The organism is Lysobacter sp. Root690 (assembly GCF_001427785.1).
GTDB lineage: Bacteria > Pseudomonadota > Gammaproteobacteria > Xanthomonadales > Xanthomonadaceae > Lysobacter.
In genome coordinates this window covers 315499-326047 of record NZ_LMHM01000012.1, presented here as the reverse complement: position 1 = coordinate 326047, position 10549 = coordinate 315499, and the positions used below count along the sequence as shown (strand labels likewise).

Annotated in this window: 13 protein-coding genes; 8 read left to right on the top strand and 5 right to left on the bottom strand. The window is 65.8% G+C overall.

Translation table 11 applies throughout. The annotated features are described in order from the left end of the window. The first annotated feature begins 513 nt into the window (after positions 1 to 513). The 4 genes from ASD86_RS09245 (at position 514) to ASD86_RS09230 (ending at position 4164) form a co-directional block, all read left to right on the top strand. The gene (locus tag ASD86_RS09245) at positions 514 to 1848 is read left to right on the top strand and encodes a M20 family metallopeptidase (protein WP_056109690.1); all 1335 of its coding nucleotides are present in this window, start codon (positions 514 to 516) and stop codon (positions 1846 to 1848) included. 465 nt (positions 1849 to 2313) lie between these two features. Then, a complete protein-coding gene (gene queF / locus ASD86_RS09240; protein WP_056109688.1) occupies positions 2314 to 3126 on the top strand; it encodes an NADPH-dependent 7-cyano-7-deazaguanine reductase QueF in 813 nt (270 codons plus the stop codon). Between the two features lie 169 nt (positions 3127 to 3295). Further along, complete coding sequence (locus ASD86_RS09235; protein WP_056109685.1) at positions 3296 to 3604, top strand: LysM peptidoglycan-binding domain-containing protein; 309 nt, start codon at positions 3296 to 3298, stop codon at positions 3602 to 3604. A 50-nt stretch (positions 3605 to 3654) separates the two neighbouring features. Beyond that, complete coding sequence (locus tag ASD86_RS09230) at positions 3655 to 4164, top strand: hypothetical protein (RefSeq protein WP_056109683.1); 510 nt, start codon at positions 3655 to 3657, stop codon at positions 4162 to 4164. A 539-nt stretch (positions 4165 to 4703) separates the two neighbouring features. Here ASD86_RS09230 and ASD86_RS09225 read toward each other — a convergent pair. Beyond that, positions 4704 to 5105, bottom strand: a complete 402-nt coding sequence (locus tag ASD86_RS09225) for a YchJ family metal-binding protein (protein ID WP_056109681.1) — start codon at positions 5103 to 5105, stop codon at positions 4704 to 4706. Between the two features lie 70 nt (positions 5106 to 5175). Here ASD86_RS09225 and ASD86_RS09220 point away from each other — a divergent pair, with 70 nt between their 5' ends. From ASD86_RS09220 to ASD86_RS09210, 3 genes are all read left to right on the top strand, one after another. Then, on the top strand, positions 5176 to 5883 hold the full coding sequence (locus tag ASD86_RS09220) for a UPF0149 family protein (protein ID WP_056109680.1): 708 nt from the start codon (positions 5176 to 5178) through the stop codon (positions 5881 to 5883). A 102-nt stretch (positions 5884 to 5985) separates the two neighbouring features. Further along, positions 5986 to 6306 (top strand): hypothetical protein, encoded by a 321-nt coding sequence (locus tag ASD86_RS09215; protein ID WP_056109678.1) that lies wholly within the window; start codon positions 5986 to 5988, stop codon positions 6304 to 6306. A gap of 56 nt (positions 6307 to 6362) precedes the next feature. Further along, positions 6363 to 6743, top strand: coding sequence for a YkgJ family cysteine cluster protein (locus ASD86_RS09210; protein WP_056109676.1), 381 nt, complete (start codon positions 6363 to 6365; stop codon positions 6741 to 6743). Between the two features lie 40 nt (positions 6744 to 6783). Here ASD86_RS09210 and ASD86_RS09205 read toward each other — a convergent pair whose 3' ends face one another. The 4 genes from ASD86_RS09205 to ASD86_RS09190 all read right to left on the bottom strand — a co-directional run bounded on the left by ASD86_RS09205 (position 6784) and on the right by ASD86_RS09190 (position 8847). Next, positions 6784 to 7122, bottom strand: a complete 339-nt coding sequence (locus ASD86_RS09205) for a zinc-ribbon domain containing protein (RefSeq protein WP_082578207.1) — start codon at positions 7120 to 7122, stop codon at positions 6784 to 6786. A 268-nt stretch (positions 7123 to 7390) separates the two neighbouring features. Beyond that, complete coding sequence (locus ASD86_RS09200) at positions 7391 to 7762, bottom strand: DUF4288 domain-containing protein (RefSeq protein ID WP_056109672.1); 372 nt, start codon at positions 7760 to 7762, stop codon at positions 7391 to 7393. A gap of 73 nt (positions 7763 to 7835) precedes the next feature. Beyond that, complete coding sequence (locus ASD86_RS09195) at positions 7836 to 8306, bottom strand: hypothetical protein (protein ID WP_056109670.1); 471 nt, start codon at positions 8304 to 8306, stop codon at positions 7836 to 7838. Between the two features lie 121 nt (positions 8307 to 8427). Beyond that, positions 8428 to 8847: a hypothetical protein gene (locus tag ASD86_RS09190; protein ID WP_157476367.1), complete on the bottom strand. Its 420-nt coding sequence runs from the start codon at positions 8845 to 8847 to the stop codon at positions 8428 to 8430. A gap of 271 nt (positions 8848 to 9118) precedes the next feature. Here ASD86_RS09190 and icd point away from each other — a divergent pair, with 271 nt between their 5' ends. After that, positions 9119 to 10447, top strand: a complete 1329-nt coding sequence (icd, locus tag ASD86_RS09185; protein ID WP_056109666.1) for an isocitrate dehydrogenase (NADP(+)) — start codon at positions 9119 to 9121, stop codon at positions 10445 to 10447. The last annotated feature ends 102 nt before the right edge of the window (positions 10448 to 10549 follow it).

Below are 10549 nucleotides of genomic sequence, written 5' to 3'. Positions count from 1 at the left end.
GGTCTAGGTCTAGGTCTAGGTCTAGGTCTAGGTCTGCGTGATTCTCGCCCTTACCTCAAACGCCCGCGCAACCTACCGACCGTCATTCCCGCGAAGGCGGGCTCTGCTTCACTTCGGCGAAGCCGAACATCCAGTGCCTTTCGTGCGAGAACGCTTGAAGTCGCTGGATTCCCGCGTTCGCGGGAATGACGTTCTGGAAGGATGACGCTTAAGTCTCTGGATGTTCGGCTTCGCCGAAGTGAAGCAGAGCCCGCCTTCGCGGGAATGACGGTAGGTGGGTTGCGCGGAGATCGTCTGACGAAAATCGTCCAGACGTCGCAACGGCATGAGCTTCGAGGTGAGCGCAGAGCGCCGCACCGCTTTTCCCGCCTCCCGCCTCCCGACGTCCGACGTCCGACTCCCAATCCCGAATCCCAAATCCCGAATCTCCGCCCCAACCAACCGACCAACGTAGCGCAGCCCGGCCGCCGCCCATCGGCTAGCATCGAACCTTTCCCGCCCGGAGTTCCGTCGATGAAGCGTCCGCTGTCCGTCGCGTTGCGTTGCGCCCTGAGTCTCGGCGTCCTCGCCGCCCTGCCGCTGGGCGCCGCCGCGCAATCGAGCGAACGGCCCGAGGTCGCCGCCGCCGCGGCCAAGGTCAAGGCCGACGTGATCGCCTGGCGCCGCGACTTCCATCAGCACCCGGAACTGTCCAACCGCGAGGAACGCACCTCGGCCAAGGTCGCCGAACACCTGCGCAAGCTCGGCCTCAAGCCGCTGACCGGGATCGCCCGCCACGGCGTGGTGGCGATCATCGAAGGCGGCAAGCCCGGCCCGAAGATCGCGCTGCGCGCCGACATGGACGCGCTGCCGGTGACCGAGCAGGTCGATCTGCCGTTCGCCTCCAAGGCCACCGCGAGCTTCCGCGGCGAGACTGTCGGGGTCATGCACGCCTGCGGCCACGACGCCCATACCGGCATCCTGCTCGGCATCGCCGATGCGCTGGTGGCGATGAAGAAGGACCTGCCGGGCCAGGTCATGCTGGTGTTCCAGCCGGCCGAGGAAGGCGCGCCCGCGAACGAGGAAGGCGGCGCCTCGCTGATGCTCAAGGACGGGTTGTTCAAGGACTTCAAGCCCGAGGCCATGTTCGGCCTGCACGTGTTCTCGACCCTGCCCGCCGGCCAGCTCGGCGTGCGCGGCGGGCCGCTGATGGCCGCGTCCGACCGCTTCAGCATCAAGATCAAGGGCCGCCAGACCCACGGCTCCACGCCGTGGGGCGGGATCGACCCGATCGTCGCCGCCGCCGACGTGGTCGGCACCGCGCAGACCATCATCAGCCGCCGCACCAACATCGCCAAGCTGCCGGCGGTGGTGACCTTCGGCTCGATCAAGGGCGGCATCCGCTACAACATCATTCCCGACGACGTGGAAATGACCGGCACCATCCGCACCTTCGACGAAGGCATGCGCCAGGCGATCTTCAAGGATCTCAAGAACGTCGCCGACCACGTCAGCGCCGCCCACGGCGCCCACGCCGAAGCGCAGGTGCCCGATCAGGACGGCAACCCGGTCACCTACAACGACCCGGCGCTGACCGCGCGCATGCTGCCCAGCCTCAAGGCCGTGGCCGGCGACAAGAACGTGATCGAAATGCCGCTGGTGATGGGCGCGGAGGATTTCTCGTACTACGCCAAGGAAGTGCCGGCGATGTTCTTCTTCGTCGGTTCGACCGAAGCCGGCGTGGATCCGTCGACCGCGCCGAGCAACCATTCGCCGAAGTTCAAGCTCGACGAGAGTTCGCTGGATGTTGGGTTGCGCGCGATGCTGCAGGTGACGCTGGATTATTTGAATGGGGCCAAGGCTGGTTGAGGCGCGGGTAAGCGGGTAAGCGGGTAAGCGGGTAAGCGGCGGAATTTTGCCGGCCGTGCGCCGTCGTGCATGTGGGCGGATCGTCGGATCGGCGACGCACGCGAACCTTTGCCCCCTTTAAAAAAGGGGGCGAGCGCCCGGCGAACGTCCCGGTTGCTGTACTTGAACCGGAGCGCGGGGGATTTGCTTTTGCCGGCAGATCGCTGCGATCTGACTGCAAAAGCAAATCCCCCCCACCCCCCCTTTTTCAAAGGGGGGAACCGTTCTGCAGCGGCTTGGAGATCGTCGGTTGGACAGTTAAACGATGCGATCGGCGTCCTTGTGGCGACTGCATCGGGTGGACATCGCCTGCANCTGCATCGGGTGGACATCGCCTGCAACACCCGCCGCGATCACCGCCCCCGCCCCTCCCACCCGCCCGATCCCACCCCGGCCGCCCCGACCCGGAGCGGCTAAAATCGCCGCATGACCACCCACGACCTCCCCCTCGGCCGCCACGTCGACTACCCGCGCGAGTACGACGCCTCGCTGCTGTTCCCGATCGCGCGCGCGCTCGGCCGCGAGCACCTCGGCCTGCGCGACGACGCCCTGCCGTTCGTCGGCCACGACCGCTGGCACGCCTACGAACTGAGCTGGCTCGACCGCCGCGGCAAGCCGCGCGTGGGCACCGCGACCGTGTCGGTGCCGGCGACCTCGCCGCACCTGATCGAGTCCAAGTCGCTCAAGCTCTACCTCAACTCCTTCAACGCGACCGCCTTCGACGACGAAGCCGCGGTGCTGGCGACGATCGCGCGCGACCTGTCGGCCGCGGCCGGCGCGGCGGTCGAGGTCGCCTCCGGGCTGCCGGCGATCGGCCACGACGAGGCCAGCGAATCGATCGACGAGCTCGAGGTCGCGATCGACGACTACGGCCCGCCCAAGGCCGAACACCTGGCGATCGAGTCCGACAGCATCGTCGAAGAGCGCCTCAGCAGCGCCCTGCTCAAGTCCAACTGCCCGGTCACCGGCCAGCCCGACTGGGCCCGCGTCACCATCGCCTACCGCGGGCCGAAGCTCGACCGCGCCGCGCTGCTGCGCTATCTCATCTCGTTCCGCGACCACGCCGAATTCCACGAGCAGTGCGTCGAACGCATCCACACCGACCTGAGCCAGCGCACCGCGCCGCAGTGGCTGTCGGTGGAAGCGCGCTACACCCGCCGCGGCGGACTGGACATCAATCCGTGGCGCGGCAGCCCCGGTCTGAGCCCGCCACGCGCCGGCCGCGACGAGCGCCAATAGACCGGTGCGCACACCGCCTACACAGGGCGTGTGCCACCGCGTTACCGGCAAAAACCCAGGTGTAATCCGCTCATTCAGTTTCGTTATGGGTGTTCACGCCGACGCTATGTCTTTTTAACAAGCGTCATGTCATGTTCCGCTTCGCCACTTCGGCAGGAGCCCTCAACCCATGACTACCCCGGATAAGAAAGCCGATTTTTCCGATGTGCAAGGCGGTGTGTCTAGCACCGACGAAATCAAAGAGAAGGCCGACTTCAGCGACGTGCAAGGCGGCGTGAGCTCGACCGATGAGATCACCGGCGGTGGCGAGCAGACCTATACGGTCGAGAAGGGCGACACGCTTTCGCATATCGCCAAGCAGGTCTACGGCAAGTCGAGCAAGTGGAACGCGATTTTCGAAGCCAACCGCGACCAGCTCGACGATCCCGACAAGATCCAGCCTGGCCAGGTCCTCAAGATTCCGACCCTCAACGACTGATTCGTCGACTGCGTTTCACCATCATTGCCATCGTTCTCAGGAGATCCACCATGTTGATCCGCACTCGTACGCATTACGCCGTTGCCGCCGCTCTGGTCGCCACCCTGGCGCTGGCCGGCTGCAAGAAGAAAGAAGAAGCCGCGCCGACCCCGCCGCCGGCCGCCGAAACTCCGGCGCCCGCTCCGGCTGAGCCCGCTCCGGCTCCGGTGGCTGCGACCGCTACCGTCGCCAGCGTCGACCTGGGCAGCGCGATCGGCGCCGACAAGAAGGTCACCGCCGCGGCCGCGTCGTTCAAGCCGAAGGACACGATCTACGCCTCGGTCAGCACCAGCACCTCCGACCCGGCCGCGACCGTCGCGACCAAGCTCGGCGCCAAGTGGACCTTCCAGGACGGCCAGACCGTTCACGAAGAGCCCGCGGTTGACGTGCAGGCCACCAACGGCGGCGTGACCGCGTTCGAACTCAAGAGCCCGAAGGGTTTCCCGGAAGGCAAGTACAAGGTCGAAATCACTCAGGACGGCAACGTCGTCCAGAGCAAGGAATTCGACGTCAAGAAGTAAGCGACTCTCTCCGCCTGCGTGGGCGGGCAAGCAGGGCGCGGCTTATTGCCGCGCCCTTTTTTTTTCGGTTGCGATTTATCCGGGCGCGGTCGACTTGTTCCGGCGAACTCGTTGGCTGCCGCGCCTCGAAGGCAACCGTCTATGGCGACGGTCCGCACACCGCTCTGCGCAAGCATTCCCCCCTTTGAAAAAGGGGGGTTAGGGGGGATTTGCTTTTGCTTTGCGAACTCCGAAAAGCGAAAGCAAAAGCAAATCCCCCGCGCCATGGCGACGATCCGAAACTCACCCGCGCCGGGCGCTCGCCCCCTTTGTCAAAGGGGGCGACGATTGACGCGACTGGTCGGGAGTCGGGAGATCCGCGCCTGGATTCGGCATGGCGATTCGATTCGATTCGATTCGATTCGATTCGANGGGAATCGGGAATCGGGAATCGGGAATCGGGAATCGGGAATCGGGAATCGGGAATCGGGAAGATCCTAAGCACCAGCAGAAGCGGAAGCGGAAAATCCCGCCAGCCACCCGCCATCGCCATCCGCGCCCTAAGCCCGCGGAAACTCCCCATCCACATACACCCACCGCCCATCGACCCGAACGAACCGGCTGACCTCGTGCAGCCGCACCGCCGAGCCGCCGCCGATCCGATAGCGCGCGACGAATTCGACCACCGCCGCGTCCTCGCCCTCGCGCAGGTGGCGCTTGACCTGCAAGCCCAGCCAGCGCACCGACGGATCCAGGTCCAGCTCAGCCGGACAGGTGTCCGCATGCCAGCTCGCGCGCAGATACTCCAGATCGCCGACCGCGTATGCGCTGTAGCGCGAGCGCATCAGCTGTTCGGCGGACTCGGCCGCGAGCGTGCCGGCATGCAGCCGCCCGCAGCAGGCGGCGTAGCGGCGCGCGGGATCGCAGGGGCAGGCGGAGGGCAGGGGCAGGCGGGCGGTCATGCGGTATTTTCGGCGCAGACACGCCGCTGCGACTACCATGCGCGTCCCCCTTCGCCGCACGAGTCCCACCATGAAAGCGCCCGCCTACCTCGACGACGCCCAGATCGAACGCCTGGCCGACCTGCTCGACCAGCGCGCCGTGCCGCACAAGGGTTTCAATCTGGAGGCGCTGGACGGCTTCCTGTCCGCGCTGGTGGTGAGCCCCGAACAGCCCGCCACCGAGCAATGGCACCCGGTGGTCTGGGGCGGCAAGGAACCGCGCTGGAACGACGAGGCCGAGGCCGCCGAGGTCCACGCGCTGCTGCAAGGCCACTGGAACATGGTCAGCGCGCGGGTCCGCTACGGCGACGACGACCTGCCCGACCACCTGGCCCCGCTGCTGTGGCTGCCCGAGGAACCCGAGACCGAACAGCCCGACGAACTCGACGTCGGCCGCGACTGGTCGTTCGGCTTCTTCCGCGCGGTCGAATTGAACGAAGCCGCCTGGGACGCGTGGCTCGACGACAACGACTGGATCGATGAGATCTTCACCCTGTTCGACCGCCTCGCCAGCGGCGAAGTCATGGGCGAAGACCCGGAAGCGCCGGGCACCCCGATCAGCTACCGCGAGCGCCTGGAAATCGTCGCCGGCCTGCCGGGCATGCTGGCCGACCTGCACCACCATCGCATCGAAGCGCTGACCCCGCGCGAACCGCTGCGCCGCGAAGACACCCCCGATCGCAACGATCCGTGCCCGTGCGGCAGCGGCAAGAAATACAAGAAGTGCCACGGGGCCTGAGGCCGACCATGCAATCTCCACCGCGCCTGCTGGCCTACTGGCAGGTGGCGGTTCGCTCGGTTAGGGTGCGCCCAACGCGGCGGGCATTCCCGGGGGGGCGGCATGCACGAATCCAAGTTCGGCTTCGAGTACCACGGGTCCGACCTGCAGCCGATCCGGCCGCTGGTATGGGTCGTCACCGCGGCGCAACTGGCCGGCGGCGTCCTGGGCTACACCGAGCTGAGCATGCCGGACGCGTTCGACCGCATCTGGACCGGCGGTGCGATGGCGTCCTTGCCCGGCTACTTGGCCGGTTGCGCCTTGCAAGCCTTGATGCGACCTGGCAGTTTCCCGGCGCATCGCGTGATGCTTCTTCGCCTGGGTTTGCTCGCGGCGCTGGTGAGCGTGGCGGGAGCGGTCAAATACTGGTGGAACCAGTACTGACCCGAGCCATCGGTCTCGGCATTCCCGACCACCCGCCCCGATCCGTTTCAGCCGCCATGTCCACCGCCCACCCCTGCCTGAGCTGCGGCGCCTGCTGCGCCCGATTCCGTGTCGCCTTCCACTGGAGCGAGACCGACGCGCACCCGCACGGCATGGTGCCCGGCGAACTCACCCAAGCGCTCGACCCGCACCGCGTCGCGATGCGCGGCACCTATGCCGGCGCGATCCGCTGCACTGCATTGCGTGGCGAAGTCGGCGCCGACGCGCACTGCGGCATCTATGCGCAACGTCCCTCGCCGTGCCGCGAACTCAAGCCGGCCTGGGAAGACGGCACCGCGAGTCCGCAGTGCGACAAGGCGCGCGCGGCGTATGGGATGGCGCCGTTGTCGCCGCAACTGTGGCGGACATTGAGCCCGGAGCCATCCGAAGCCGGCTAGGCCTCCAGATCGGGTTGCAGTAACGAATACCTCATGGCGATTAGCCCGATCCGGTATCTCGCCGATGCTCGGCGCTTAGCAGACGTTCCAGCATCGCGATCTGCGCCACATCCTGCCGGCACCCGTAGAACGGAAGTTGCCGCAACAGTTCGCGCCATCGCCGCAACGCGGAGAAGTCGCGTTTCAGCGTCGCGCGCTGTGCTCGCCATTGGCTTTGCAGCCGCCGCAGTTCGTCTGTCAGCGCAAGCCGCTGTCGCCAACACTGCGCGCACAAGGTCCGCTGTTGCCAGATGTAGGCCTTGCGCACCTCAAATGCCTCTCGTTGCTGAGACGCGGTGAATACGAATTCGCTGTCGCATCGACGGCAGCGCAGAGACATGTCCTGGTAATGCGTGCCGGCGAATTCGGCCGCCAGCGACCGGCGGCTTGGTGCCGACCAATTCTGCGTGTTCAGCTCAACTTTCGTAGCTCGCCCCGGCACATCGACTCCCTTTTCGACTTATCTGTGGATCGGCGTGACGCTACAGATCATCGCCTCGCAGCTGACCACATCACTGAACCTGTCGATCGTTGGCCCTCAACAGTTGATCAAGACATCAATCCACCGTCTGCTCATCGTAGCCGTGGGTCATGGCAACGATCCATCGTCATGGCCGCAACGCGGACAGCCTGCTTTCCTCCGGCAGCAGCTGCGCGGCGCGCTCCATCGGCTGCTTGCGCACGACGATGTCGTACCAGACTTCGTCGTCGTCGCATTCCGGCCCCAGTTCCAGCAGATCCATCACTCCGACGAACTCGAAGAACACCCGATTGCCGTCGCTGTTGGAATAGTCGTGTTGCGCCTTGCGCCCGCGCCGCTTCGCCTCGGCCAGCGCCTTGCGCGCATCTGCGGCGTGGAACACCACGATTCGCTCTTCGCAGGTCCGCATGATGCCGGGATCGGCGCCGATCATGACCCGGAACTGGAACAGCAGTTTGGCCGAATAGCGCGGTTGCGTCGGGTCGATCGATGGATTCATGGCGAAGCGTCCTGTTACAGCAACTTAAGGCGACTTACGGCGACTTTCAAAGCACCCTTCAACGAGCGCGAGTTCACGACGCGGCGTCGACTTTGTCGAGCTGCCAGAACGTCAGCTGGTAGTCCTCCAGCGCATCGGCCGATTCGGGAATCAGGAACTCCACTGCGCAAGGCCGATGCGGGAACTCCCGCGCGAGTTTGGCTTCATAGATCGCTTTCATCGCATGGCCCAGTACCAGGGCCTTATCCACGCTGAACCCTTCGGCATCGGGTCCATGCAGGTCGGCCAGATGCAGATGGTTCATCACCGCTTCCACGCCGCGCCGGTTCGCGCCGGCCGCGCGTTCGAAACCGCGCAACGAATCCACTGAGAAACCTTCGCGCAGCACATAGCCTTCAAATTCGACCAGCTGCGGCCAGAACAAGGTCAGATAGCCCACGGCCAATGCATAGTTGCCGGACCCGGCGAGCCAGCCTTCCAGATCGATGCCCTTGCCGCCGTTCCAGCGCGCGAGCTCGACTTTCATGCTTTGCGGCGTTTCCATAGGGGTTCCTTTATCCAGGCAAATCGCAAGCGCGATTGCTTCAGCGTATGCGTGAGGTCGGCCTCGTGAGGGCCGCAAGCGGCGGTATTGTTTCGGCAACGGTATGCGAAACGTCGGCCGTTCAAATCGCTTCGGGCTCTTCGTCGACACGGGCCAATACCGTACCCACCAGATGCGCGCCCAGATCGCTTGCCGAAACCAGCCGCAACCGGGGCGCCCACACGATCGCGCAGCCCTTCGCGCGAGCCAGCAACGCCCGATGTCCCGTCACGACTGTGGCGCGTTGCACTGCGTGGTAATCGGGAGCGAACGCTTCGCGCGCCAGTTCGTTGAGCGAACGTCGGGCGGGAATCGGCCCGAACTCGGTAAAGCCGCCGCGAAAGTCCAACCAATGCGAACTCCCCGGATCGGTGCGACGGATGCCGATGACGCGCTGAAATTTCGTCAACAAGGGACGCCCGTCGTCGTCCGCCTCCCAGATGCGCGAATCGCGCAAAGGACGTGGTTGGGTGAACAGCCAGATTCCGTATCGACGCAGCACATGCCCCTCCCCGCGCTCGGGCAGCCGGAGGTGGCATCGCCGCAAGCAGCCTGTTCGCAGTATCGCCGACGGCGGTCGGCTGCGGATCGGGCCGCATGCTCGTCGCGGCGCCTTCGGGTACAACGGCCTGAAACACAGCGACCCACCGCGCACTTTGCCTCGCCCCGCCCGAACCGCGACAATGGCGGGCCGGGTCGCAGCGCCATCGCGTCCCGCAAGGACCCTGCTCCGCCCCGTGCGCCCGCGCACGGTGGCCCCACTGGAGATCGTAATGACCGAGTTCGTAGCGACGCCGCCCGCAGGCGGCGCCAAGATCACCAAGAGCCCGACCGGCCTGAATGTGCCGGATCGCCCGATCATCCCGTTCATCGAAGGCGACGGCACCGGCCCGGACATCTGGCGCGCTTCGGTGCGCGTGCTCGACGCCGCGGTCGCCAAGGCCTACGGCGGCAAGAAGAAGATCGAGTGGCTCGAGGTCTATGCCGGCGAGAAAGCCAACAACACCTACGGCACCTGGCTGCCCGACGGCACCGTGCAGGCCTGCCGCGATTACCTGGTGAGCATCAAGGGCCCGCTGACCACGCCGGTCGGCGGCGGCATCCGCTCGCTCAACGTCGCGCTGCGCCAGATGCTCGACCTGTACGTCTGCCTGCGCCCGGTGCGCTGGTTCGAGGGCGTGCCCTCGCCGGTCAAGAAGCCCGGCGACGTCGACATGGTGATCTTCCGCGAGAACACCGAGGACATCTACGCCGGTATCGAATGGGCCGGCGGCAGCGCCGACTCGCAGAAGGTGCTGGACTTCCTGCAGAAGGAATTCCCGCAGGCGTTCGACAAGATCCGCTTCGGCACCGCCGAAAAGAACGCCGCGTGGCTGAGTGAACTGCAGGCCATCGGCGCTCCGGCGCGCGAGCTGCCGGTCGAAGTCGGCCTGGGCATCAAGCCGGTCAGCCGCCTGGGCACCGAGCGCCTGGTCCACAGCGCGATTTCCTACGCGATCGAGAACAAGCGCAAGTCGGTGACCCTGGTCCACAAGGGCAACATCATGAAGTACACCGAAGGTGGCTTCCGTGATTGGGGCTATCAGGTGGCGCGCGACTACTTCGGCGCGGTCGAACTCGACGGCGGCCCGTGGCACGTGATTCCGGAAGGCAAGCCGGGCGCGGGCCTGGTCATCAAGGACGCGATCGCCGACGCCTTCCTGCAGCAGATCCTGCTGCGTCCGAAGGAATACGACGTCTCGGCGACCTTGAACCTCAACGGCGACTACCTGTCCGACGCGCTCGCCGCGCAAGTCGGCGGCATCGGCATCGCGCCGGGCGCGAACATCAACTACGTGACCGGCCACGCCGTGTTCGAGGCGACCCACGGCACCGCGCCGAAGTACGCCGACCTGGACAAGGTCAACCCGGGCTCGGTGATCCTGTCGGGCGAGATGATGCTGCGTTACCTGGGCTGGACCGAAGCGGCCGATGCGATCATCTCCGCGATGGACAAGGCCATCGGCAGCAAGCGCGTGACCTACGATTTCGCCCGTCTGATGGACGGCGCGACCGAGGTCAAGTGCTCGGAGTTCGCCGACGAGATCATCAAGCACCTGTAACCGGGCGCGTTTTGATGATCGTGCAAGAGGGCGCTTCGGCGCCCTTTTGTTTTTGTCGCGTCAATCGGGCGCTCCTACAGAGGCTAAACAAAAAGGCCCGGC

Bases quoted from the DNA above. Each gene is read 5' to 3' on its own strand.
- ASD86_RS09245 (WP_056109690.1), top strand. From the start codon at position 514: ATGAAGCGTCCGCTGTCCGTCGCGTTGCGTTGCGCCCTGAGTCTCGGC.
- queF (WP_056109688.1), top strand. From the start codon at position 2,314: ATGACCACCCACGACCTCCCCCTCGGCCGCCACGTCGACTACCCGCGC.
- ASD86_RS09235 (WP_056109685.1), top strand. From the start codon at position 3,296: ATGACTACCCCGGATAAGAAAGCCGATTTTTCCGATGTGCAAGGCGGT.
- ASD86_RS09230 (WP_056109683.1), top strand. From the start codon at position 3,655: ATGTTGATCCGCACTCGTACGCATTACGCCGTTGCCGCCGCTCTGGTC.
- ASD86_RS09225 (WP_056109681.1), bottom strand. From the start codon at position 5,105: ATGACCGCCCGCCTGCCCCTGCCCTCCGCCTGCCCCTGCGATCCCGCG.
- ASD86_RS09220 (WP_056109680.1), top strand. From the start codon at position 5,176: ATGAAAGCGCCCGCCTACCTCGACGACGCCCAGATCGAACGCCTGGCC.
- ASD86_RS09215 (WP_056109678.1), top strand. From the start codon at position 5,986: ATGCACGAATCCAAGTTCGGCTTCGAGTACCACGGGTCCGACCTGCAG.
- ASD86_RS09210 (WP_056109676.1), top strand. From the start codon at position 6,363: ATGTCCACCGCCCACCCCTGCCTGAGCTGCGGCGCCTGCTGCGCCCGA.
- ASD86_RS09205 (WP_082578207.1), bottom strand. From the start codon at position 7,122: ATGTCTCTGCGCTGCCGTCGATGCGACAGCGAATTCGTATTCACCGCG.
- ASD86_RS09200 (WP_056109672.1), bottom strand. From the start codon at position 7,762: ATGAATCCATCGATCGACCCGACGCAACCGCGCTATTCGGCCAAACTG.
- ASD86_RS09195 (WP_056109670.1), bottom strand. From the start codon at position 8,306: ATGGAAACGCCGCAAAGCATGAAAGTCGAGCTCGCGCGCTGGAACGGC.
- icd (WP_056109666.1), top strand. From the start codon at position 9,119: ATGACCGAGTTCGTAGCGACGCCGCCCGCAGGCGGCGCCAAGATCACC.